Consider the following 22,374-nt stretch of genomic DNA (forward strand, 5'->3'; position numbering starts at 1 on the left):
GAAAACCCGCCGAACGTGTCGGTTGGTCTACGACTGCCGGTTCCACAGCGCAGGCCAGGAGACGCCGAGCTCGCGCACGAGCCGGCGCACGGTGGACAGCGACATGCCCACCACGGTGGACGGGTCGCCCTCGACGCGCTCGATGAACGCGCCGCCGAGGCTGTCGACCGTGAAGGCGCCCGCGACGTGCAGCGGCTCGCCGGTCGCGACGTAGGCCGCGATCTCGTCGTCGGCGACATCCGCGGCGAACGTCACGGCCGCCTCGGCGACCGCGTGCGCCTCGACCGGGTCGCCGTCCGCCCGCACGCGGAACACGCTGTGCCCCGAGTGCAGCACGCCGGTCCGTCCCCGCATGCCGTGCCAGCGCTCCGTCGCGGCCTCGGCGGTGTAGGGCTTGCCGTAGACCGTGCCGTCCAGCGCGAACATTGAGTCGCCGCCGATCACGATCCCCTCGAAGCCCACGTGCTCCGCGCGCACGCGCGCCGCGACATCCGCCGCCTTCCGCCGGGCGAGCAGCAGGACGTGCTCGGCGGGCGGGAGGATGCGCCCCTCGCGGGCCTCGGTCTCGGCGATCACGGCCTCCTCGTCCACGGCGGGGGCGAGGGTGACCGGTTCGATCCCGGCCTGGCGCAGCAGCATGAGGCGGGCGGGGGAGGTGGAGGCGAGGCAGACCTGCGGCATGGGGACAACGGTACGGCGTCCGGTCAGGCGCCTTTGAGAGGATGGCGGGATGCAGAGCGGTGATGTGGTCGACCTCGACGTGACCGGCGTGGCGCACGGCGGCGTGTTCGTCGCGCGTCAGGAGGGTCTCGTGGTCTTCGTGCCCGACGCCCTGCCCGGGGAGCGCATCCGCGCCCGGATCACGGACGTGAAGAAGTCGTTCGCGCGCGCGGAGGCGCTCGAGGTGCTCGACGCGTCGCCGGACCGCCGGGCGCACGTGTGGGCACAGGCCGACATCTCGGTCGCCCCCGAGGCGCGGCCGGGGGGCGCGGACTTCGGGCACATCACGCTGACGCGGCAGCGGGCGCTCAAGGCGCAGGTGCTGCGCGAGGCCTTCGACAAGTTCGCCGGCACGTCCATCGACGTCGCGGTGCGCGGTCCGGAGGACGTGCTGGGCGCCGACCATCCCGTCGTCCGCGACGCGGAGGACGGCTCGCACTACCGCACGCGCGTGAGCCTGCACGTGGACGGCGACGGACGCATCGGCCCGTTCGCCGCGCGCAGCCACACGGTCATCCCCGTCGAGGCGCATCCGCTCGCGACGCCCGAGATCGAGGAGGTCGCGCTCGCGCTGCGCAGCGCGCCCGAGGGGCGGATCGACCTCGTCCAGCCCGCCGACGGACGCGTGCGCTCGATCCGCCGCCCCGCCCGCACGGGCGACCGTCGCCGCCGCTTCGCGCCCAAGCCCGAGCGCGCCGAGCCCGAGACCGTGATCGAGCGCGTCGGCGACCGCGAGTTCCAGGTCGACGCGGGCGGCTTCTGGCAGGTGCACCGCGCCGCCGCGGCGACCCTCGACCGGGCCGTGCGCGACGCCCTGGGAGAGCTGTCGAGCGACGCCTGGCACCTGGACCTGTACGGCGGCGTGGGCCTGTTCGCGGCCGCGCTCGGCGACCTCGCCGGTCATGCGCGCCTCACGACCGTCGAGTCGGAGCCCCGCGCGACCGCGCATGCCGAGCGCAACCTGGAGGAGTTCGGCGCGGAGGCCGTCACCGCCCGCGTCGATCGCTTCCTGTCCCGGGTCTCCAGCCAGGCGAGCCTGTTCGACCGCGAGATGCTGACGCGTGGCGTGACGCTGCTCGATCCGCCCCGCTCGGGCGCCGGCCGCGAGGTGGTCGAGGCCATCGCGGATCTCGGGTCCTCGCGGGTCGCGTACGTGGCGTGCGACCCGGTGGCGCTCGCGCGCGACGTGGGGTATTTCCGCGCCGCCGGCTACGAGCTGAGCGGTATTCAGGCATACGATCTGTTCCCCCACTCCCATCACGTGGAAGCGGTCGCCGTCCTGACCCGCTGAGTGCGAGAACCGCCACTATCATCGCTCCGTGAGACGACTCCTGGCGGCCCCTCAGTTCTGGTTCCGCGGCCTGCTGATCCTGTGCTCCGTGTACGGGTTCATGGTCGGATCGCACTCCGTGTCGTACCTCACGACGATCACCAACGCGATCCTGCTCGGCTACCTCGTGGTCGGCATGTGGACGATGTGGGTGCGCCGTTCCCCCGACCTTCCCGCGCCCCGGCTGCGCGGCGCGATCGTGACGTGGATGCTCTTCATCTGCGTGATCGCCCACGTCATGCTCGAGAACTGGGCGAACCCGTTCGACAGGGTCTTCGACCCGGATCCCGCGCAGGCGCTCAGCGGAATCGCGCTCCTGATCGCGCACTACGTGATGCCCGTCGGCATGCTGATCGACTGGCTCGCGTTCGGTCCGCGCGGACGCACCACCTGGCGCGACCTCGTCTGGTGGCCCGTCTTCCCGCTCGCCTACGGCCTGCTCACGATCGTGCGGGCCATCGCCTTCCCCAGCGTGGCGAACCGCATCCCGTACCCCTTCATGCAGCCGCGCGGTGACGACTGGTTCGGGGTGCTCGTGTCGCTGCTGCCGATGATCGTCGCGGTCGCGGCGATCGGCGCCGTGGTCATCGGCTGGGACCGCGCGATGGCGCGACTCGCCGGCGTCACGGTGCCGGCCGCGCGGGCCGCGCTTCCCGTCGCCGATAGGCTCTCCCCATGACCCGCGTGGCCCTCATCGACGACCACGAGTCCGTGCGTCTCGGGCTCGTCGCCGCACTCGAGCGCGACGGCGAGGAGGTGGTCTTCGCGGGCGCGAGCGTCGCCGAGTACCGGGCATGGCGCACCGGCACGGGGGCGCCGCCCGCCGACGTCGTGCTGCTCGACCTCACGCTCGGCGACGGCACGACCGTCACCGAGAACGTCGTGAGCCTGGCGGATGCGTCGGCCGTCATCATCCATTCGGTCGCGGATCGGCCCGCCGCGGTCCGCGAGGCGCTCGCCGCGGGCGCGGTCGGCGTGGTCAGCAAGGCGTCGCCGCTCGACGACGTGCTGGGCGCGGTGCGCACCGCGGCGCGCGGCGAGCCGCTCAACAACGTCGAGTGGGCGAGCGCCGTCGAGGGCGACCGCGCGTTCGCCGACGCGCAGCTGTCGGCGCGCGAGCGCGAGGTGCTGCGCCTCTACGCCGCCGGGCTTCCGCTCAAGATCGTCGCCGACCGCCTGGGCGTCGCGTACTCGACCGCCAAGGAGAACATCACGCGGGTGCGCATGAAGTACATCGAGGTCGGCCGCCCCGCGCCCACCAAGGTGGACCTGCTGCGTCGCGCCATGGAGGACGGCATCGTCGACTCCTCCGCGGAGGACTGATCCCCGTGGCGACCCAGAGCGTCATCGATGCCGCCTGGGGCACGCTTCCCCCTGCGGGGCGCACGGTCGAGACCGCGGGTCGCTACACCTCCAGCCGCATGGAGCGCATCATCCAGATCGTCGTGGCGGTCGGGTGCGTCGCGATCGGCGGGCAGGGCTTCGTGACCTCCTGGGACCTGTACGGCATCGGACTGCCGCACGCCGTGCTGCACGGCGCCGTCTTCCTGAGCCTCGCCGTGATGACCCTGCTGTGCATCATCGGCCGCGGCGCGCGGATCGGCTCGGCCGTGTTCGCGATCCTGTACCCGATCGCGCTCGTGCTCTGGCCGCTCGTCACCGCCGGCACGCAGCCCGACCCCCACGGGCAGCCGTGGACGTTCTACCTCGTCAACCTGGCGACGGTCGGCGCGATGGTCGCGTTTCCGCTCCGCTGGCAGTACGTGTGGGCGATCGCGATGTCGGTCATCTACGCCGGCGTGCGCCTCGTGCGCGGCGGATTCGCCCCGGAGTACTGGGTGGGCATCGGCTACGACGTGTCCATCGCCCTGATCCAGGGGCTCGTGTTCGTGACCGTGGCGTGGGTGCTCCGCAGCCTCGCCGGCGGCGTGGACGCGGCCCGGCAGCAGGCCGTGCTGTCGTACGCGCGCGCCGCATCCGCGGACGCGGGGGAGCAGGAGCGCGTGGCGGTCGCCGCGCTCATGCACGACAGCGTGCTCGCGGCGCTGATCGCCGCAGAGCGCGCACGCACCCCGCGCGAGCGGCAGCTCGCGGTCTCGATGGCGCGCGAGGCGCTCACCCGCCTCGCCAACGCGGAATCGGATGATCCGGAGGGCAGTGACGAGCCCGTCGCCCGCGCGTGCATCGCGGCCGCGATCGAGCGCTCGGCGGAGGAGCTCGGCGTCTCGCTCCAGGTCACGCGGAAGGACGTGGACGACGGACGCCCCGCGGTCCCCGGCCGCGTCGCGCGCGCGATCGTCCTCGCCGCGACCCAGGCGGTCGCGAACGCGGTGCAGCACGCGGACGGGGCGGGACTGCAGGTGGCGGTCTCCCGTGCCGGCGAGGGCGTGCGCGTGGAGGTGTCCGACTCCGGACCCGGCGTCGACGTGGCTTCCATCCCGGCCGACCGCCTCGGCATCCGGGCGTCGATCTTCGCCCGGATGGCGGCCGTGGGCGGCGACGCCACGATCGAGTCCGGTGCGCGGGGGACGACGGTGGCGCTGACCTGGACGGGGAAGAAGCAGGCATGAGAAGCGTCCGTCGCGTCTTCGACACGATCGCGCTCGCGTTCACCGCGTACTTCGCGGTGCGCGGCCTCGTGCGTCCTGAGGGCGTGGCGCATCTGCCCCTCGCGATCGTCGCGGTGTCGCTGTACCTCGTGCTCACGCTCATCGCGCTCTATGTGGAGCAGGCGCGGGAGCCGGGTGACGGGTCGGGTCCGCCTCGCGAACGCGCGGGCACCGTCCTGCCGCAGTGGGCGGCGTTCGCGGTGCTCGCCGGCACCGCGCTCATCCCGCTGCTCGTCTCGGCCTACACCCCGCCCGGCGAGCGCACCGCCTCGCATGCGACCTGGTATCTCGGCGCGGTCGGCGCGGTGCTGACGATCGTGTGCGCGCGGCACCGGCCCGTCCACGCGTGGATCGGCATCGGCGTCCTGGCCGTCGAGTCCTCCCTCACCATCGGACTGGGGCCGGCGCTCGGGCTCGGCCTCGTGGGGTCGGCCGTGTGGGTCGCGATCGCGCAGCTGCTCATGATCTTCACGGATCGCGCCTACCGCGACACGGCGCGTCTCGCGGCCCTGCAGCAGGCGACGTCCGCGTGGCAGGCGACCCAGGCGGTGCGGCGGCTCGAGCGTCGCCGCCGGGTGCAGTACGCGCTCGCCGTGGCGGGTCCGATCCTGTCCCGCGTGATCGCGGCCGACGGCGAGCTCACGGACGAGGAGCGCACGACCGCGCGTTTGGCAGAGGGCCGGCTGCGCGACGAGCTGCGCGGGGCGCTCCTCCTGGACGACGACGTGCGCGAGGCGATCGCCGCCGCGCGGCTGCGCGGGGCGACCGTGACCGTGTTCGACGAGGGCGGCCTGGACGACCTCCCGCCCGAGCACCTCGACAGCGTGCGGCACGAACTCGCCGATACGCTCCGCCAGACCGACGCGGCGCGCATCATCATCCGCGCGGCACCGGATCCCGACGTCGCGATCACGATCGTCGGACGCTCGCCCGGAGGCGAGGGCCTCACGGAGGAGGACGACCTGCAGCTCTGGCGCGAGGTGCCGCGTCCGACCGCCGCTTCGTAGACACCGGAGCCGTCGGTCGGTGCCGCCGGCGGCGCCTCCGGACAAAAAGAAGGGTGGGGGTGGCGATGCCACCCCCACCGGGTCGCGGAACGGTTACCCGAAAACCGTCCGCTATGGGCCGAGAACTCATCCGTCTACCCTGGGACGGATGGTCGGCCAACGCTCAAGCGTTTCCACACCCAGTATCGAACAGACGCAAGTGCATAGTCTGTAGGTACTTTGGGGGACATTTTCCCGGCCCGGTCAAGAGGCGTGTTCCGAGCCGGTCAGCCGGCGAATCTCCCCCAGGGGACGTCCCGCCGGAGCGGGCGACGCAGGGGGCGCTGCGTGAGCTGCCATGCCGAAGGCCGGCTCTCGTCGGCGACGGCCTCCTCCGTCTCGCGAGTGTACTCCTCGCCGACGACCGCGAGAAGAGCGGCGAGCTCCTCCTCGGTCGCGGTCCCGCGCACGATCTCGACGCGCGGCGGACCCGCCTCGGCGCCGTTGGCATCCCTGGACGTCATCAGAGCGGGATGTTCCCGTGCTTCTTGGGCGGCAGCTCCGCGCGCTTGCCGCGCAGCGCGCGCAGCGCCTTCGCAACCGCGACGCGTGTGGCGGAGGGCTCGATGATGCCGTCGAGCTCACCGCGCTCCGCCGCCAGGAACGGCGACGCGACGTTGTACGTGTACTCGTTGGCGAGGCGGGTCCGCACGGCCGCGACGTCCTCGCCGGCCTCCTCCGCGCGCTTGAGCTCGCCGCGGTAGAGGATGTTCACGGCGCCCTGACCGCCCATGACCGCGATCTCGGCCGTCGGCCACGCGAGGTTGATGTCGGCGCCGAGCTGCTTCGAGCCCATCACGATGTACGCGCCGCCGTAGGCCTTGCGCAGGATCACGGTGACGAGCGGTACGGTGGCCTCCGCGTAGGCGTACAGCAGCTTGGCGCCGCGGCGGATGACGCCCGTCCACTCCTGGTCGGTGCCGGGCAGGTAGCCCGGCACGTCGACGAGCGTCACGATCGGCACCGAGAACGCGTCGCAGAAGCGCATGAAGCGCGCCGCCTTCTCGCCCGCCTCGATGTTCAGCGTGCCGGCCATCTGCGACGGCTGGTTCGCGATCACGCCGACCGTGCGCCCCTCGACGCGGCCGAAGCCGATCACGATGTTCGGGGCGAACAGCGGCTGCACCTCGAGGAAGTCGCCACGGTCGACGAGGTGCGCGATGACCTCGTGGATGTCGTACGGCTGATTCGGTGAGTCCGGCACGATCGTGTCGAGCGCGCGGTCCGGATCCGTCGTCTGCCACTCGAACTCGGTCTCGTAGACCGGCAGCTCGGCCATGTTGTTGTCGGGAAGGTAGCCGAAAAGCGTCCGGGCGTAGTCGAGCGCGTCGTCCTCGTCCTGCGCGAGGTAGTGCGCGACGCCCGAGCGCGTGTTGTGGGTGAGCGCGCCGCCGAGCTCCTCCATGCCGACGTCCTCGCCCGTGACGGTCTTGATGACGTCGGGACCGGTCACGAACATCTGGCTCGTCTTGTCGACCATGATCACGAAGTCGGTGAGTGCGGGGGAGTACACCGCGCCGCCGGCCGCGGGGCCCATGACGATCGAGATCTGCGGGATGACGCCCGAAGCCGCGGTGTTCAGGCGGAAGATCTCGCCGTACTTGCCGAGCGCGATGACGCCCTCCTGGATGCGCGCCCCACCCGAGTCGAGGATGCCGATGATCGGCATGCCGCCGCGCAGGGCGAACTCCATGATCTTGACGATCTTCTCGCCCGCGACCTCGCCGAGCGATCCGCCGAACGTCGTGAAGTCCTGCGCGTAGACCGCCACCGTGCGGCCGTGGATCGTGCCCACGCCCGTCACGACGGAATCGCCGTAGGGGCGCGAGCGGTCCATGCCGAAGGCCGTGGTGCGGTGGCGCACGTACTCGTCGAACTCGACGAAGCTGCCGGGATCGACGAGCAGCTCGATGCGCTCGCGCGCCGTGAGCTTGCCCTTGGCGTGCTGCTTCTCGCGCGCGCGGTCCTCGGCGTCGACGACGGCCTCGGTGTAGCGCTGGCGGAGGTCGGCGATCCTGCCGGCGGTGGTCGAGATGTTCTCGGCGGGCGCAGTCGGTTCGGTCACGCGTTCCACCCTATCCACGGCCTTCCCGTGCGACTTGGCGTCCGGACACAACGACCACGCCGATCCTGTGTCGCGTGTCGCCATGCGGCCCTGCGATCGTGCGGGGCGCGGCGAGGTCGTTCCCGCGCCCCGCCATAGGCTTCGGGGATGGAGTTCGAGCGGGCCCGCGCTGTCGCGGGGCAGTGGCGGCACGTCGATGCGACAGGGTCGACGAATGCGGATCTGGTGGCCGCGGCGCAGGCGGATCCTGCCCTGCCGCACCTCGCCGTCCTGCTGACCCGCGACCAGCGGGCGGGCCGCGGGCGCCTCGACAGGGTGTGGCAGGCGCCGGCGGGCGCCGCGCTCGCCGTGTCGGTGCTCGTGCGCGTGCCGGATGTGCCGCTCGCGGCGCGCGGGTGGATCCCGCTCGCCGCGGGCGCCGCGATGGCCGCCGCCGTGCGCGCGCAGCTGCCGGGGCACGACACCGGCCTGAAGTGGCCGAACGACGTGCTCGTCGACGGGCGGAAGATCTGCGGCATCCTCGCGGAGGGCACGGCGGACCTCGCCGCGGTCGTGATCGGCTCCGGCATCAACACCGCCATGCGTGCGGAGGACCTGCCGGTGCCCACCGCGACGTCGTTCTCGGCGCTGGGCGCCACGTGCGATGAGGACGCGCTCGTGGCGGACTACCTCGCGGAGCTCGACCGGCTGCTGACGGCGCTCGTGGCCGACGCGGACGCGGTGCGCGACGTCGTGCGGGCGCTGTGCCTCACGATCGGCCGCGAGGTCACGGTGTCGCTGCCGGACGGCTCGGCGCTGCGCGGCGTGGCGGGCGACATCGACGCGGAGGGGCGCCTGGTCGTCGCGGGCACGGCGGTCTCCGCAGGCGACGTGGTGCACGTGCGCTGACGGCGCGCCCGCGCCGGCATGTCCGGGGCCGTGGGCACAATGGACGCATGAGCCAGCCGACCCCCGCCGCGCGTCTCGCGACGCCGCCGCCGGGCACGCGCGCGCCCGAGCTCATGATCGCGTCGCTGCGGCCGCACGGCGGTCGCCTCGTCTGGTCGGCGCTGCTGCTGATCGCTGTCGCGGGGTGCGTGGGCTTCTTCCTCGGCAACCTCCCGGCGCCGTTCCAGGACTGGATGCTTCTCGCCGCCGCCGCGGCTCTCGTGCTGCTGGGCGTCGTGCTGCCTGTGCTCGCGTGGCTGTCGCACAGCTACACGATCACGACACGTCGGGTGATCAGCCGGCGCGGACTGCTGTCGCGCTCCCGCGCCGAGCTCTCGCACACGCGGGGGTACACCGTCGCCACGCGTCGCGGCGTCCTGCAGCGGATGCGCGGCACCGGGACCCTGACGCTGTCCGACGGCGTCGAGGGGCAGCTCGTGCTCGAGGACGTGCCGAACGCGGTGCTGGTGGGCGAGGTCCTCGCCGACCAGGTCGAGCTGAACCAGATCCTGGCCCACCGCGACATGCAGGGGAGCCTGCCGCAGGAGCGCATCGAATAGCTCCTCTCGCGAGGCCACGTCTCCCGCTCTGAGAGAATCGCACTCATGAGCATGCGCGTGGGCGTTGTCGGTGGTGGGCAGCTGGCCCGGATGATGATCGCCCCGGCGGTCGAACTCGGAGTCGAGCTGCGGGTGCTGGCCGAGGGCGAGGGCATGGCGGCCTCGCTCGCGGCGACGGCGGTCGGCGACTACAAGGATGTCGACACGGTGCTGGCGTTCGCACGCGACGTCGACGTCATCACGTTCGACCACGAGCACGTGCCGCAGCCCGTGCTGCGCGCCCTTGTCGAGGCGGGGGTGCCCGTCCACCCCGGCCCGGACGCGCTCCGGTTCGCGCAGGATAAGCTCGAGATGCGCCGCCGCCTCGCCGAGCTCGGCGCGCCGCAGCCCGACTGGGCGGCGGTCGCCGACGAGGACGAGCTGCGCGCGTTCCTGGGCGACCACGGCGGCCGCGCGGTCGTGAAGACCCCGCGCGGCGGATACGACGGCAAGGGCGTGCGCGTCGTGTCGGACGCGAGCGACGCATTCGACTGGTTCGCGTCGTGGGACGGCCCGCTGCTCGTCGAGGAGCTCGTGCCCTTCACGCGCGAGCTCGCGCAGCAGGTGGCCCGTCGCGCCGGAGGCGAGGTCGTCGCGTACCCCGTCGTCGAGACCGTGCAGCGCGACGGCGTGTGCGCCGAGGTGATCGCGCCCGCACCTCGGGCGAGCGAGAAGCTGCTCGAGGTGGCCGCCCGACTGGGCGTCACGATCGCCGAGGGGCTCGGCGTGACGGGCATGCTCGCCGTCGAGCTGTTCGAGACGGAGGGCGAGCGCATCCTCGTGAACGAGCTCGCCATGCGCCCGCACAACAGCGGGCACTGGACGCAGGACGGTGCGGTCACGAGCCAGTTCGAGCAGCACCTGCGCGCCGTGCTCGACCTGCCGCTCGGGGCGACGGATCCGCTCGCCGACTGGGCCGTGATGGTCAACATCCTGGGCGGCCCCGCGGACGGCGGGCTGACCGACCGCTTCGCGACGGCGATGACCGACCACGCCACGGCCAAGATCCACACGTACGGCAAGGACCCTCGGCCGGGCCGCAAGGTCGGTCACGTGAACGTGGTCGGGGACGACCTCGAGGACGTCGTGTACGAGGCCCGCGCGGCGGCGGAGTACTTCTCCTGAGGGTCGCCGGCACCGCGACTTTTCGGTGCCGGTCCGGGTCGCATGCGGGAAACTCCAGGCTCCCCGCCTAGCCTGTAACGCGTGCTGCACTCCTCCGACACCCCCCTGATCGGCGTGGTCATGGGATCCGACTCCGACTGGCGCGTGATGGCCGACGCCTCGAGCGCGCTCACCGAGTTCGGGATCCCCCACGAGGTCGAGGTGGTCTCGGCCCACCGCACCCCCGACAAGCTGATGCGCTACGCCCGGGAGGCCCGCGGGCGCGGACTGCGCGCCATCATCGCCGGCGCGGGCGGCGCCGCCCACCTGCCGGGCATGCTCGCCTCCATGACGGCGCTTCCGGTGATCGGCGTCCCGGTGCAGCTCGCGACGCTGGACGGCCTCGACTCGCTGCTGTCCATCGTGCAGATGCCCGCGGGCATCCCCGTCGCGACCGTGTCGATCAACGGCGCCCGCAACGCCGGGCTGCTCGCGGCGCGCATCCTGGGCGCCGGCGACCCCGGCATCGCCGACCGCGTCGAGGACTACGCGCGCGACCTCGAGCGCCAGGTCGAGGAGAAGAACACCCGTCTGAAGGATTCGCTGTGAGCGCGGCGGCCGGCAGCAGGGGTGATCTGTGACCGCAGTCGGCGCGGGGCCGTACGCGGCCGCCCGCGGCACGCGGTCGCCGAACGGGCGGGCGCTGATCGAGCAGCGCCCCCTGCGCTACCCGGACGGCACGCCGGACGTCATGACGCGGCGCGGCTGGTGGCTGGTGATGCTGGGGTGGCTCATCCCGGGATCCGCGCAGGTGCTCGCGGGCAGCCGCCGGCTCGGCCGGTTCGGCCTCGGCGCGACCCTCACGGCGTGGGTCGTCGCGATCCTGCTGGTGCTGGGTCTCGTGCTCTGGCGCCCCGGCGTGACGTCCATCCTGTTCGCGCCGGTGTTCGGGCCGATCCTGCTGACGGTGGCGCAGGTCGCGATCGCGGGCTACGGCATCCTGTGGATCATCCTCGGCATCGACACGATGCGTCTGGTGCGGCTCGTGCGGACGCGCGGCGGCGCGCGCATCGGCATCGCGGCGCTCGCGATCGTGCTCATGGTCGTCTCGGGCGGCACCGCGGCGTACGGTGCGAGCTCCGTCGGCACCGCGCGCGACGCGCTCGGGTCGATCTTCGGTGAGAGCGGCCCCTCCGTGCCGCCGAGCGACGGGTACTACAACATCCTGCTGCTCGGCGCCGACAGCGGCGAGGGACGCGACTCCATGCGCTACGACAGCATCTCTGTCGTGTCGATCAACGCCGACACCGGGGCCACGACGATCACCGGCATCCCGCGCGACATGCCGCACTTCCCGTTCAGCCCCGGCCCCATGCAGGACCTCTACCCGAACGGCCACGAGGGCGTCGCCGACCCCGAGTGCGGCTGGAGCTCCGGCATCAACCAGCTGCGCACCGAGGTCGAGCTGTGCCGCGACGGCGAGGCGCTCTACCCCGACGCAGCGGGGCGCGGATCCACTCCCGGCGTCGAGGCGACGAAGGACGCGGCTGAGGGCATCCTCGGCATCGAGATCCCGTACTACGTCTTCATCGACATGCACGGCTTCGCGGCGCTGATCGACGCGCTGGGAGGGGTCGAGATCGAGGTCGCCGAGCGCCTGCCGAAGGGCGGCGGGCCCGCGTACGAGGGACAGCCCGCCGAGGAGTGGGCGATCGGCTGGATCGAGCCCGGCGTGCAGCGCATGGACGGCGACACCGCGCAGTGGTACGCCCGCTCGCGCTACACGACGAGCGACTGGGACCGCATGCAGCGCCAGCGTCAGCTGCAGCAGGCGATCCTCGCGCAGTTCACGCCGACCACCGTCCTCACGCGCTTCCAGGATGTGGCCGAGGCCGGCACCGCGATCGTCGAGACCGACCTGCCGCAGTCGATGCTGTCCTACTTCGTCGAGCTGGGGCTCAAGGCGAAGGAGCAGCCGGTCGGGACCGTCGAGCTGATCCCGCCGCTCGTCGATCCGGAGGCGCCGGACTTCCCCGCCATCCGTCAGCTGATCGCCGACACCCTGCACCCCCCGACCCCCACGCCCGAGCCCACGCAGTGAGACTCCTCGGAGGCTGGCTGGCTACGCTTCGAGCATGACGGTCAGACTCCGCGTGGTGCTGGATCAGCTGGTCGCTCCCACCCGCTCCGACCTCGAGACGGCGTCGCGGTCGCTCGCGGCGGCGCTCGCGGAGACCGCGCCCGCCGGGTGCGAGGTCGAGGCGATCGCGCCGTCGGGCGAGCTGCCGTCGATCGACGGCGTGGCGGAGGGGCGCCGCCTGCCCCTGGCACGCCGCGAGACCGCGGCGGCCTGGCAGCTCGGCGTCGTGACGGGCGTCGGCGGGGGGATGATCCACTCGCCGACCCTGATGGCGCCGCTCGTGCGGCATGACCGCGTGCACGATCACGACCAGACGGTCGTGACGCTGTGGGACCTGCGCGCCTGGGAGGCGCCGGAGGAGCTGCCGCGCGCGAGCGTCATGTGGGAGCGCGCGATGCTGCGCCGAGCCGTGCGATACGCCGATGCCCTGATCGTGCCGACGCACGCGATGGCGGAGCGGCTCGAGACGCACGCGCGCCTGGGGGAGCGGGTCCGCGTGATCGCGGGCGCGCAGCCGGACGGCTTCGCGGCGCCGACGGATGCTGCCGCACGCCGCCGCGACCTCGGTCTGCCGCCCGCCTACCTCGTGCTCGCGGGCGGAATCGGCGCATCCGACGGCCTCGCGGCGGGGTTCCGTGCCGCGGCGCCCTCCGCGTTCGACGTCGTGGTGGTCGACGTGCCCGAGGGCGAGGAGGCGGGCGTGTCCGCGCTGGCCGAGGCGTCGGGGCTCGCGGCGCACCGTGTGCACGTCCGCTCCGGCCTCGACCGCGGCGATCGCGCGGCGACGATCGAGGCGGCCGCAGCTCTGATCGCGCCGTCGACGCGGGGCGCGTGGCCGTGGCGGGTGCTGGACGCGATGGCGCTCGGCACGCCCGTCGTCGCGATCGATTCGGATGTGCACCGCGAGGTCGTGCTGGACGGCGGCATCGTCGTGCCCGAGGCCGGACTCGAGGACGCGGTCGTCGACGCCCTCAGCGACCGCTCGCTCACCGGGGACGCCGGACGGATGCGCGTGCTCGGCAGGGACCGCTCCCGCGCGTTCTCGTGGGCGGGCGCCGCGGAGCGCGTGTGGCAGGTGCACGCGGACCTGTGACCCCTTCAGGAACCGGCCCGGACCGCTGTCCTAGGATGAACTCTCGTGCCCACTGAACCCGAGCTGTCCGCGCGAGATCTGTTCGCGAACGTGCCGCGATCCGAGTTCGAGACGCCGGGCACGAGCCGCGGTCTGCTGGATGTCATCCGCTGGCGCTACCTGCTGAAGCTGCTCGTGCGCACGGGCGTCACGACGCGCTACCGCAACTCGGTGCTCGGCTGGACATGGTCGTACGTGCGCCCCGCCGTGCAGTTCCTCGTGTTCTGGCTCATCATGGGCGTGTTCATGCGGCTCGGCGAGACCGTGCCGAACTATCCCGTGTACCTGTTCAGCGGCATCATCGGCATCAACTTCTTCAACGAGGCGTTCGGCAACGCCACGCGGTCGATCGTGGGCAACGCGCCGCTGGTCCGCAAGGTGTACCTGCCGCGGCAGCTGTTCTCGGTGTCCGCCGTGGTGGTCGCCTTCGTGCACTTCCTGCCGCAGGTGGGCCTGCTGCTGATCGTGTGCCTGTTCATGGGCTGGATCGTGCACATCACGGTGTGGAGCGTGCTCGCGTTCCTCGCCGGCGTGGTGATCCTGGCGATGGTCGCCTTCGGCGCGGGCCTGTTCTTCGGCGCCGTGAACGTGCGCTACCGCGACGCGGAGCCGATCGTCGAGCTGCTGCTGATGCTCGTGACGTGGGCGTCGCCCGTCCTGTACTTCTGGACCATGGTGCGCGACGCGTTCCCCGCGTGGCTCACGCAGCTGTACCTGCTCAACCCGATCACGGTGGCCGTCGAGCTGTTCCACACGGCGTTCTGGGAGCCCGTCACCCGGGTCGCTATCGAGGCGTCGCAGGCGACGGAGCGGCCGATCGAGCTGATCCCCGACCTGGGCTGGCTCACGCTGTGGGCCTTCCTGATCTCGCTGGCGACCATCCTGATCGGCCAGTTCGTGTTCCGCCGTCTCGAGGGGAGGTTCGCCCAGGACCTCTGATCCCTCGGGATCAGCTGGGCGCCGCATCATGAGAGCGACAACCCCCATCCACACTCCGAGCGTCATCGTCGACGGCGTGCGCAAGACGTTCCTGCTCAACCACGCCCACTCGCTCAAGGACACCGTCGTGAGCGCGCTGCGCGGACGCAAGCTGTCGAGCGAGTTCCATGCCCTGAACGGCCTCGACCTCGTCGTGAACGAGGGCGACTCGATCGCGATCCTCGGGTACAACGGCTCCGGCAAGTCGACGCTGCTCAAGCTGCTGTCCGGGGTCATGAAGCCCGACGGCGGCGAGGTGCTCACGCGCGGCCGCGTCGCCGGTCTGATCGAGGTCGGCGCGGGCTTCCACCCCGAGCTGTCCGGACGCGAGAACGTGTTCCTGAACGCCGCGATCCTCGGCATGCAGCAGAAGGAGATCGAGGCGCGCTACGACGAGATCGTCGCGTTCGCCGAGATCGGCGAGTTCATCGACCAGGAGGTCAAGCACTACTCGTCCGGCATGTTCATGCGCCTGGCGTTCTCCGTGGCGATCCATGTCGACGTCGACGTGCTGCTCGTCGACGAGATCCTGTCGGTCGGCGACGCGCCGTTCCGCGAGAAGTGCCGCGCGAAGTTCGAGGAGCTGATCGCCGCGGGCAAGACCCTCGTGATCGTGAGCCACGACATGGACATGGTGCGCGAGCTGTGCAACCGGGCGGTCGTGATCCGCAAGGGCGAGCTCGTGTACGACGGCGGCGTGGATGACGCGATCGCCGCCATGAACGAGGGGTGACGTGAGCGACTGGTGGGCAGCGGCGCCCGCCCTCGCCGCCGGGGTGCTCGTGATCTACGCTCCCGGGCTGGCCCTGGGGGCGGCGCTCGCACTGCGCGGATTCGCGCTGGTCGCGGCGGCCCCCGCCCTGACCTTCGGCGCCGCGGGACTGCTCGCGATCGCAGCGGGCCTCGTGGGCGTGCCGTGGACCCCGCTCACCGCGGCGGCCGGCGTCGCGCTGCTCGCCCTCGCGCTGTGGGCTCTGCGGCGGGCGCTCCGTCTCGGCGCGCTGCGCACGGAGGCGGACGGGCCCCGATGGGTCCTGCTGCTGGGTCTGGGCGTCGCCGCCGTCGCGACCGTGGCGACCCTCACGGCCTACATCGGCGCCCCCGATGCGATCTCGCAGACGAACGACGCGATCTTCCATCTCAACGCCGTGCGCTGGGCGGTCGACACGGGCGACGCGTCGTCGCTGCTCATCAACGCGGTGCAGGGCTCGCGCGGCTTCTACCCGGCTGCATGGCACGCCGCGGTCTCGCTCGTCGTGCAGCTGGGCGTCGACCTGCCCGTCGCGGTGAACGCCGTGGTGATCGCGCTGTCGGCACTGGCGTGGCCGACGGGCGTGGCCTGGCTCATGCTCGTCACCACCCGATCGCGCCTGACCGCGGGACTCGCCGGCGCGATGTCGGCGGCGTTCGCGACCTTCCCGCTGCTCATGCTCCAGTGGGGCGTGCTGTACCCCAACCACCTCTCGATCGCGCTGCTTCCCGCGGCGATCGCGGCCGCCGTGAGCGTCGGATCCGGGACCGCGGGCGTCGCCGGAGCGGTCCGCGCCGTCGGACTGGCGTGTCTCGCCGCCGCGGGCGTCGCCCTCGCGCAGCCCGCGACGATCCTGCCCCTCGCGCTCTGCGCGTGGCTCGTGTGGGCCGGGCGCGGCCTTACGGCGTGGCGGACGGCGCAGACGAAGGCGCGGGTCCGCGGCATCCTGCTGCTCGCGGTCGGCGGCGTCGCGGTCGCCGGGCTGTGGCTGGTGGTCGGCGCCATCCCCAGCGACGGGCACTGGCGGGAGTTCACGGGGATCCGGGATGCCGCGTGGCACGTGCTTTCGCTCGCGCACCTCGGAGCCCCGCCGCGCATCGCGCTCGCGGTGCTCGTCGCGGTGGGAGTGGTGGCCGCGCTCCTGCGCGCCCCGCTGCGGTGGCTGGCCGCACTGTGGGCCGTGCTCGCGGCCCTGTACGTCACGGTCGCGGCGATCTCCCTCGACGTGGTGCGCAACACGCTCGTCGGCGCCTGGTACGAGGACCCCTACCGCATCGCCGCCCTCACGACCCTGGCGTCCGCGCCGCTGGCGGCCGTCGGCCTGGAAGCGCTCGTGCGGCTCGTCCTGGGGCGGCGTCTGCGCGAGCGGCTGCTCGCTCCGATCGCCGCCACGGCGGCCGTGGTGGTCGTCGTCCTGACGGTCGTGCTCACCCCGACGGTGTTCCGCGACGTCGTGTTCGACGTGGGCGGGGAGCGGCCGCATCCGTACCGCGAGGCGGAGGCGGACTATCTCGAGGACGACGAGCGCGCGCTGCTCGAGACGCTGCCCGACCTCGTGGCGGAGGACGCGACGATCATCGGCAACCCCGGCACGGGCATGGGCTTCGGCTTCGCCCTGACCGGCCTGGACGTGCAGCCGCGCTCGTGGCGCCCGCCGCGCAGCTTCCTGGACGTGCTGGGTCGGCGGCTGCCGGAGGCGGCCGCGGACCCCGCGGTGTGCGAGATCGTCGACGAGGTCGGTGCGGACTACGTGCTCGATTTCGGCCCGGGCTTCTCCGAGCCGGGGCGGTGGGTGCTGCCGGGCTTCACGGGATTCGAGGGCCGCGAGGGCTTCGAGCTCGTGGCGGGAGACGGCGACGTGGCGCTGTGGCGCATCACCGCGTGCGACTGAGCGGCGAGGAGGCCGCGCTCAGGGGCGCGCCGACCCCGGCGACTAGGATGGGCGGCATGGCACCACCCGTGGCGAGAACGCTGATCGTGGTGCCGGCGTACAACGAATCCGCCGCGGTCGGGGACGTGATCAGGGCCGTCCACGCGTCCGTGCCGGATGCCGACTGCCTCGTCGTCGACGACGCGTCGGCGGACGACACGGCGGCCGTCGCGGCCGCGGCCGGCGCCCGCGTGATGCGCCTGCCGGTCAACCTCGGGGTCGGCGGCGTGATGCGCGCCGGGTATCGCTGGGCGAGTGAGCAGGGGTACGACGTCGTCGTGCAGGTCGACGGCGACGGGCAGCACCCCGCGGAGGACATCCCCGCGCTCATCGCGGGGCTCGACGAGGCCGACATCGTGATCGGCGCGCGCTTCGCCGGCACGGAGGGCGTGGGCGTGAGCTGGCCGCGCCGCGTCGCCATGTGGATCCTGGCGCGCACGCTCAGCCGCGTCGCGCGCACGCGCCTGACGGACACCACGAGCGGCTTCAAGGCGGCGGGTCCCCGCGCGGTGCGCCTGTTCGCGCGCACGTACCCCGCCGAGTACCTCGGCGACACGATCGAGGCGCTCGTGCTGGCGGCGCGCGCGGGGCTCGTCGTGCGTCAGCGGCCGGTCGCGATGCGGGAGCGTCAGGGCGGCACGCCGTCCCAGAGCACCGTGCGGGCGACGGCGCACCTCATGCGGGCGTGCCTCGCGCTGTGCATCGCGCTGACCAAGCCGCGCGTCGGAGCCGATCCGCGCCCGGCGAGGGCGATGGCGAAGGCGGGTGTCGCGTGATCAGCTCCACCACCTATGTGTTCGGCATCCTCGCGGCGGTCGCGGTGCTCGTGGTGATCTTCATCCTGCTGCGGCGAGGCACGCTGCGCGAGCGTCACGCCGTGTGGTGGATCGTCGCGGGCGTGCTGGCGCTCGTGATCGCGATCGTGCCGCAGTTGCTCGTCTGGGCGGCCGACCTCCTCGGCGTCGAGGTGCCCACCAACCTGGTGTTCTTCGTCGCGATCGCGCTGCTCGTGCTGCTGAGCCTGCAGCACTCGGCCGAGCTGACCCGCGCCGAGGACCGCATCCGCACGCTCGCCGAGCATGTCGCGGCGCAGGACCTGCGCCTGTCCGAGCTCGAAAAGCAGTCCTCCGCCGATCACCAGCCGCGGGAGCAGCATGACGGCAGATGATCCTCGCCGGTCCCGGGTCCTGCTGGCCACCCGCCTGTTCGTTCCCGAGGTGAGCGCGGGGTCGTTCCGTCTGGGTGCGCTGGCGGAGGGCCTCGTGGCGCGGGGCGCGGAGGTCGACGTCGTGACCACGCGCCCGCCGCGCGCGCTCCGGGGACGCACCGTGCGGCTGCCCGGCGTGCGGATCCGGCGCTGGCCCGTGCTGCGCGACGCGGGCGGCAACGTGCGGGGCTACATCCAGTACCTGAGCTTCGACGCGCCGCTGGCCCTGCGGCTGATCGGCGCGCGCGCCGACGTGATCGTCGCGGAGGCGCCGCCCACCACGGGGCTGGTCGCGGCCGTCGTCGCGCGCCTGCGTCGACGCCCCCTCGCCTACTACGCCGCGGACGTCTGGACCGACGGGGTGGTCTCGATGGGCGCGCCGCGGGTCGTGGCGGGCCTGATGCGGGTCATGGAGCGGGCCGCGCTGCGGGCCTCCGCGGTCGTGCTGTCGGTGTCTCCCGAGGTGACGGAGCGACTCGTCGTGCTCGGCGCTGAGCGGGATCGCATCGCGACGATCGGCAACGGCATCGACACCACGGTCTTCTCGCCCGACGTCGAGCCGCACAGCCCCGGTCGGCCGTACTTCGTCTACACGGGCACGATGTCGGAGTGGCAGCGACCGGATGTGTTCGTGCGAGCGTTCGCCCGGATCGCCGACCGTCACCCCGACGTGGACCTGCGGTTCTTCGGGCAGGGGGCGCTGCAGAGCGATCTGCGGGCGCTCGCCGAGCGCGCCGTGCCGGGACGGGTGCACTTCGGCGGAGTGGTGCCGCCATCCGATTCGGCGCGCTGGATCCGCGGCGCGCTCGCCGCCATGGTCAGCATCGCCCCCGGGGTCGGATACGACTTCGCCCGGCCCACCAAGACGTATGCTGCCGCGGCCTGCGGCACGCCCGTGCTGTTCGCGGGGGCGCCCACCGGGCGCGACCTCGTCACCACGGCCGGGCTCGGCGAGGGCGTCGGGTTCGAGGAGGATCAGGTCGCGGCGGCCATGGAGCGCCTGATCGCCCAGCACCGCTCGGGCGCGACGGAGGCGCACCGTACCGGACGCTCAGCGTGGGCACGAGAGAATGTATCGCTGGCGGCCGCCGGGCAGCGCGCCGCGGACGCCGTGCTCGGCGCGATCGCCGATCGACACGAGAGGAACGCAACGTGAGTCGGACGGACGTGCGCATCGCCGAGTCGGCGGATGTCGACGGCGATGCCCGGATCGGTGCGGGAAGCTCCATCTGGCATCTCGCGCAGGTGCGCGAGCAGGCGGTGCTCGGCGAGAACTGCGTGATCGGGCGCGGCGCCTACATCGGCACCGGTGTGCAGATGGGCGACAACTGCAAGGTGCAGAACTACGCGCTGGTGTACGAGCCCGCGCGCCTGGGCGAAGGCGTGTTCATCGGACCGGCGGTCGTCCTGACCAACGACACGTATCCGCGCGCCGTGAACCCGGACGGCACGCTGAAGTCGGCGCACGACTGGGAGCCGGTCGGCGTGACGATCGGCCGCGGCGCGGCCATCGGCGCTCGCGCGACGTGCGTGGCACCCGTGACGATCGGGGAGTGGGCCACCGTGGCGGCCGGAGCCGTCGTGGTCAAGGACGTGCCCGCGTTCGCGCTGGTGGCGGGCGTGCCGGCCAGGCGGATCGGCTGGGTCGGGCGCGCGGGTGTGCGGCTGGTGCCCGAGGGCGACCGCTGGCGGTGCCCCGAGACAGGAGACACGTTCGTCGAGTCGGACGGCGAACTGCGAGAGGTGACGAAATGAGCGAATTCATTCCCCCCGCGAAGCCGATCATCGGCGACGAGGAGCGCGAGGCGGTCGATCGCGTGCTGCGCAGCGGCATGGTCGCGCAGGGCCCGGAGGTGGTGGCCTTCGAGAGCGAGTTCTCCGCGCACTTCGTCGCGGGACGACCCGTCGTGGCGGTCAACTCCGGCACCTCGGGACTGCACCTGGGGCTGCTCGCCGCGGGAGTGGGAGCCGGAGACGAGGTGATCGTGCCGTCGTTCACGTTCGCCGCGACGGGGAACTCGGTGGCCCTGACGGGCGCCACCCCGGTGTTCGTCGACATCGAGCCCGAGACGTTCACGCTCGATCCGGCCGCGGTCGACGCGGCCGTGACCGAGCGCACGAAGGGCATGCTGCCCGTGCACCTGTACGGTCACCCGGCACGCATGCGAGAGCTCGGCGAGATCGCCGCGCGCCGCGGCGTCGCGCTGTACGAGGACGCCGCGCAGGCGCACGGCGCGTCGCTCGACGGCGAGCCGGTCGGCACGTTCGGCGACTGGGCCATGTTCAGCCTGTATCCGACCAAGAACATGACGAGCGGCGAGGGCGGCATGGTCTCGACGGCCGACGACGCGCTCGCGCGTCGCGTGCGTCTGCTCCGCAACCAGGGCATGGAGCGGCAGTACGAGAACGAGATCGTGGGCTTCAACGCGCGCATGACCGACCTCCACGCCGCGATCGGACGCGTCCAGCTCACGAAGGTCGACGGCTGGACCGCCCAGCGCCGCCGCAACGCCGCGTTCCTCGACGCCAACCTGCGAGACGTCGTGATCCCGCCCGTCGCCGAGGGCGCCGCGCACGTGTACCACCAGTACACGATCCGCGTCCCGGAGGACCGCGACGGCTTCGTGCGCGCCCTGAAGGAGGAGCACAACGTCGGCTCCGGCGTGTACTACCCGATCCCGAACCACCGTCTGCCGTCGCTGGCGTCGTACGCGCCGGGTCTCGATCTGCCCGAGACCGAGCGCGCCGCGCGCGAGGTCGTCTCGCTGCCCGTGCACCCCTCGCTCACGCAGGACGACCTCGATCGCATCGCGACAGCGGTGAACGCCGTCGCCGGGGCGGGCGCCTGATGTCCGCACTGCGGGCGGGCCTGCTCGGCGTCGGCATGATGGGGCGCCACCATGCGCGCGTGCTGCGCGAGGTCGACGGCGTGGAGCTCGTCGCGATCGCCGACCCCGGGGGAGACCCGCACGGCGTCGCCGGAGACCTCCGGATCCTGCCCGACATCGATGCGCTGATCGGCGAGGGCATCGACATCGCCGTCGTCGCGGTGCCGACGCAGTTCCACGAGGACGCCGCGCTCAAGCTCGCCGCGGCGGGCGTGCACACGCTCGTCGAGAAGCCCATCGCGCACTCGCTCGAGGCGGGGCGCCGGATGACCGACGCGTTCGCGCAGGCGGGTCTCGTCGGCGCGGTCGGGCACATCGAGCGCTTCAACCCCGCCCTGCAGGAGATGCGCCGCCGTCTGGAGGCGGGCGACCTCGGCGCGGTCTTCCAGATCGCGACGCGCCGTCAGGGCACGTTCCCCGCCCGGATCGCGGACGTGGGCGTCGCGAAGGACCTCGCGTCGCACGACGTCGACCTGACGGCGTGGGTCGCGCAGAGCGCGTACGCGCACGTGTTCGCGCAGACGACGTTCAAGAGCGGCCGGGCGCACGAGGACATGATCGCGATCACGGGGCGCCTGCAGTCGGGAGTGATCGTCAACCACCTCGTCAACTGGCTGAGCCCGATGAAGGAGCGCGTGACGGTCGTCACGGGCGAGAAGGGCGCCTTCGTCGCGGACACCTCGACGGGCGACCTCACGTTCTACGCGAACGGCACGATCCCGCTCGAGTGGGAGTCCGTGTCCTCGTTCCGCGGCGTCTCGGAGGGCGATGTGACGCGCTACGCGTTCGCGAAGCGCGAGCCGCTGCGCGTCGAGCACGAGGCCTTCCGGGACGCGGTGCGGGGCCTGCCCAGCGACGTCGTCACCATGGAGCAGGGCCTCGCGACGCTCGCCGTCGTCGAAGGGGCGCTGGAGTCGGCCGGCTCGGGCGCGTCGGTCGCGCTCTGAT

General features: G+C 72.6%; 23 protein-coding genes. 20 read left to right on the top strand and 3 right to left on the bottom strand.

Annotated elements, in window-relative coordinates; translation table 11 throughout:
• Window positions 1-27: 27 nt before the first annotated feature.
• Complete coding sequence (locus tag BJP60_RS03985) at window positions 28-681, bottom strand: Maf family protein (RefSeq protein WP_203137729.1); 654 nt, start codon at window positions 679-681, stop codon at window positions 28-30.
• Between the two features lie 49 nt (window positions 682-730).
• Between BJP60_RS03985 and BJP60_RS03990 the strand changes: the two genes are divergently transcribed.
• The 5 genes from BJP60_RS03990 to BJP60_RS04010 are packed head-to-tail and all read left to right on the top strand — an operon-like array spanning window position 731 to window position 5,666.
• Window positions 731-2,011, top strand: a complete 1,281-nt coding sequence (locus BJP60_RS03990) for a class I SAM-dependent RNA methyltransferase (protein WP_203137730.1) — start codon at window positions 731-733, stop codon at window positions 2,009-2,011.
• 28 nt (window positions 2,012-2,039) lie between these two features.
• Window positions 2,040-2,729: a Pr6Pr family membrane protein gene (locus BJP60_RS03995; RefSeq protein ID WP_203137731.1), complete on the top strand. Its 690-nt coding sequence runs from the start codon at window positions 2,040-2,042 to the stop codon at window positions 2,727-2,729.
• Window positions 2,726-3,373, top strand: coding sequence for a response regulator transcription factor (locus tag BJP60_RS04000; protein ID WP_203137732.1), 648 nt, complete (start codon window positions 2,726-2,728; stop codon window positions 3,371-3,373). Before BJP60_RS03995 ends, BJP60_RS04000 begins: the two co-directional genes overlap by 4 nt.
• 5 nt (window positions 3,374-3,378) lie before the next feature.
• Window positions 3,379-4,620, top strand: a complete 1,242-nt coding sequence (locus tag BJP60_RS04005) for a sensor histidine kinase (protein ID WP_238439545.1) — start codon at window positions 3,379-3,381, stop codon at window positions 4,618-4,620.
• Entirely contained in the window at window positions 4,617-5,666 is a 1,050-nt protein-coding gene (locus BJP60_RS04010) for a hypothetical protein (RefSeq protein WP_203137733.1), read from the top strand. The genes BJP60_RS04005 and BJP60_RS04010 overlap by 4 nt, the downstream gene beginning before the upstream one ends.
• 266 nt (window positions 5,667-5,932) lie before the next feature.
• Here the strand turns inward: BJP60_RS04010 and BJP60_RS04015 are convergent, their stop codons facing one another.
• Both BJP60_RS04015 and BJP60_RS04020 read right to left on the bottom strand, forming a co-directional pair.
• Complete coding sequence (locus BJP60_RS04015) at window positions 5,933-6,169, bottom strand: acyl-CoA carboxylase subunit epsilon (RefSeq protein ID WP_203137734.1); 237 nt, start codon at window positions 6,167-6,169, stop codon at window positions 5,933-5,935.
• Window positions 6,169-7,854 carry an acyl-CoA carboxylase subunit beta gene (locus BJP60_RS04020; protein ID WP_442923395.1) on the bottom strand — a complete coding sequence of 562 codons (1,686 nt, stop codon included), beginning with the start codon at window positions 7,852-7,854 and terminating at the stop codon, window positions 6,169-6,171. The genes BJP60_RS04015 and BJP60_RS04020 overlap by 1 nt, the downstream gene beginning before the upstream one ends.
• A 63-nt stretch (window positions 7,855-7,917) precedes the next feature.
• Here BJP60_RS04020 and BJP60_RS04025 point away from each other — a divergent pair, with 63 nt between their 5' ends.
• The 15 genes from BJP60_RS04025 (at window position 7,918) to BJP60_RS04095 (ending at window position 22,373) form a co-directional block, all read left to right on the top strand.
• Window positions 7,918-8,658, top strand: a complete 741-nt coding sequence (locus BJP60_RS04025; RefSeq protein WP_203137736.1) for a biotin--[acetyl-CoA-carboxylase] ligase — start codon at window positions 7,918-7,920, stop codon at window positions 8,656-8,658.
• 47 nt (window positions 8,659-8,705) lie between these two features.
• A complete protein-coding gene (locus BJP60_RS04030; RefSeq protein ID WP_203137737.1) occupies window positions 8,706-9,257 on the top strand; it encodes a PH domain-containing protein in 552 nt (183 codons plus the stop codon).
• Window positions 9,258-9,302: 45 nt separating this feature from the next.
• The gene (locus BJP60_RS04035; protein WP_203137739.1) at window positions 9,303-10,421 is read left to right on the top strand and encodes a 5-(carboxyamino)imidazole ribonucleotide synthase; all 1,119 of its coding nucleotides are present in this window, start codon (window positions 9,303-9,305) and stop codon (window positions 10,419-10,421) included.
• Window positions 10,422-10,541: 120 nt separating this feature from the next.
• Window positions 10,542-11,009 carry a 5-(carboxyamino)imidazole ribonucleotide mutase gene (gene purE, locus BJP60_RS04040; RefSeq protein WP_203138929.1) on the top strand — a complete coding sequence of 156 codons (468 nt, stop codon included), beginning with the start codon at window positions 10,542-10,544 and terminating at the stop codon, window positions 11,007-11,009.
• A gap of 28 nt (window positions 11,010-11,037) precedes the next feature.
• Window positions 11,038-12,501 carry an LCP family protein gene (locus BJP60_RS04045; protein ID WP_442923396.1) on the top strand — a complete coding sequence of 488 codons (1,464 nt, stop codon included), beginning with the start codon at window positions 11,038-11,040 and terminating at the stop codon, window positions 12,499-12,501.
• A gap of 34 nt (window positions 12,502-12,535) precedes the next feature.
• Complete coding sequence (locus tag BJP60_RS04050; protein ID WP_203137741.1) at window positions 12,536-13,633, top strand: glycosyltransferase; 1,098 nt, start codon at window positions 12,536-12,538, stop codon at window positions 13,631-13,633.
• 45 nt (window positions 13,634-13,678) lie between these two features.
• Window positions 13,679-14,611 (top strand): ABC transporter permease, encoded by a 933-nt coding sequence (locus BJP60_RS04055; protein ID WP_238439546.1) that lies wholly within the window; start codon window positions 13,679-13,681, stop codon window positions 14,609-14,611.
• A 28-nt stretch (window positions 14,612-14,639) separates the two neighbouring features.
• Complete coding sequence (locus BJP60_RS04060) at window positions 14,640-15,383, top strand: ABC transporter ATP-binding protein (RefSeq protein ID WP_203137743.1); 744 nt, start codon at window positions 14,640-14,642, stop codon at window positions 15,381-15,383.
• Window position 15,384: 1 nt separating this feature from the next.
• Window positions 15,385-17,292: a DUF6541 family protein gene (locus BJP60_RS04065; RefSeq protein ID WP_203137744.1), complete on the top strand. Its 1,908-nt coding sequence runs from the start codon at window positions 15,385-15,387 to the stop codon at window positions 17,290-17,292.
• A gap of 56 nt (window positions 17,293-17,348) precedes the next feature.
• Window positions 17,349-18,107, top strand: a complete 759-nt coding sequence (locus tag BJP60_RS04070; protein ID WP_203137746.1) for a glycosyltransferase family 2 protein — start codon at window positions 17,349-17,351, stop codon at window positions 18,105-18,107.
• Window positions 18,104-18,499 (top strand): DUF2304 domain-containing protein, encoded by a 396-nt coding sequence (locus tag BJP60_RS04075; protein ID WP_238439547.1) that lies wholly within the window; start codon window positions 18,104-18,106, stop codon window positions 18,497-18,499. Before BJP60_RS04070 ends, BJP60_RS04075 begins: the two co-directional genes overlap by 4 nt.
• On the top strand, window positions 18,486-19,694 hold the full coding sequence (locus tag BJP60_RS04080; RefSeq protein WP_203137748.1) for a glycosyltransferase family 4 protein: 1,209 nt from the start codon (window positions 18,486-18,488) through the stop codon (window positions 19,692-19,694). Before BJP60_RS04075 ends, BJP60_RS04080 begins: the two co-directional genes overlap by 14 nt.
• On the top strand, window positions 19,691-20,293 hold the full coding sequence (locus BJP60_RS04085; RefSeq protein ID WP_238439548.1) for an N-acetyltransferase: 603 nt from the start codon (window positions 19,691-19,693) through the stop codon (window positions 20,291-20,293). Before BJP60_RS04080 ends, BJP60_RS04085 begins: the two co-directional genes overlap by 4 nt.
• Entirely contained in the window at window positions 20,290-21,387 is a 1,098-nt protein-coding gene (locus BJP60_RS04090) for a DegT/DnrJ/EryC1/StrS family aminotransferase (RefSeq protein ID WP_203137750.1), read from the top strand. The genes BJP60_RS04085 and BJP60_RS04090 overlap by 4 nt, the downstream gene beginning before the upstream one ends.
• Window positions 21,387-22,373 (top strand): Gfo/Idh/MocA family protein, encoded by a 987-nt coding sequence (locus BJP60_RS04095; RefSeq protein WP_203137752.1) that lies wholly within the window; start codon window positions 21,387-21,389, stop codon window positions 22,371-22,373. The genes BJP60_RS04090 and BJP60_RS04095 overlap by 1 nt, the downstream gene beginning before the upstream one ends.
• Window position 22,374: the final 1 nt, after the last annotated feature.

It is taken from the genome of Microbacterium sp. JZ31, assembly GCF_016805985.1.
GTDB lineage: Bacteria > Actinomycetota > Actinomycetes > Actinomycetales > Microbacteriaceae > Microbacterium.

Bases quoted from the DNA above. Each gene is read 5' to 3' on its own strand.
- BJP60_RS03985 (WP_203137729.1), bottom strand. From the start codon at position 681: ATGCCGCAGGTCTGCCTCGCCTCCACCTCCCCCGCCCGCCTCATGCTG.
- BJP60_RS03990 (WP_203137730.1), top strand. From the start codon at position 731: ATGCAGAGCGGTGATGTGGTCGACCTCGACGTGACCGGCGTGGCGCAC.
- BJP60_RS04000 (WP_203137732.1), top strand. From the start codon at position 2,726: ATGACCCGCGTGGCCCTCATCGACGACCACGAGTCCGTGCGTCTCGGG.
- BJP60_RS04010 (WP_203137733.1), top strand. From the start codon at position 4,617: ATGAGAAGCGTCCGTCGCGTCTTCGACACGATCGCGCTCGCGTTCACC.
- BJP60_RS04015 (WP_203137734.1), bottom strand. From the start codon at position 6,169: ATGACGTCCAGGGATGCCAACGGCGCCGAGGCGGGTCCGCCGCGCGTC.
- BJP60_RS04020 (WP_442923395.1), bottom strand. From the start codon at position 7,854: ATGGCGACACGCGACACAGGATCGGCGTGGTCGTTGTGTCCGGACGCC.
- BJP60_RS04025 (WP_203137736.1), top strand. From the start codon at position 7,918: ATGGAGTTCGAGCGGGCCCGCGCTGTCGCGGGGCAGTGGCGGCACGTC.
- BJP60_RS04030 (WP_203137737.1), top strand. From the start codon at position 8,706: ATGAGCCAGCCGACCCCCGCCGCGCGTCTCGCGACGCCGCCGCCGGGC.
- BJP60_RS04035 (WP_203137739.1), top strand. From the start codon at position 9,303: ATGAGCATGCGCGTGGGCGTTGTCGGTGGTGGGCAGCTGGCCCGGATG.
- purE (WP_203138929.1), top strand. From the start codon at position 10,542: ATGGGATCCGACTCCGACTGGCGCGTGATGGCCGACGCCTCGAGCGCG.
- BJP60_RS04050 (WP_203137741.1), top strand. From the start codon at position 12,536: ATGACGGTCAGACTCCGCGTGGTGCTGGATCAGCTGGTCGCTCCCACC.
- BJP60_RS04060 (WP_203137743.1), top strand. From the start codon at position 14,640: ATGAGAGCGACAACCCCCATCCACACTCCGAGCGTCATCGTCGACGGC.
- BJP60_RS04070 (WP_203137746.1), top strand. From the start codon at position 17,349: ATGGCACCACCCGTGGCGAGAACGCTGATCGTGGTGCCGGCGTACAAC.
- BJP60_RS04080 (WP_203137748.1), top strand. From the start codon at position 18,486: ATGACGGCAGATGATCCTCGCCGGTCCCGGGTCCTGCTGGCCACCCGC.
- BJP60_RS04090 (WP_203137750.1), top strand. From the start codon at position 20,290: ATGAGCGAATTCATTCCCCCCGCGAAGCCGATCATCGGCGACGAGGAG.
- BJP60_RS04095 (WP_203137752.1), top strand. From the start codon at position 21,387: ATGTCCGCACTGCGGGCGGGCCTGCTCGGCGTCGGCATGATGGGGCGC.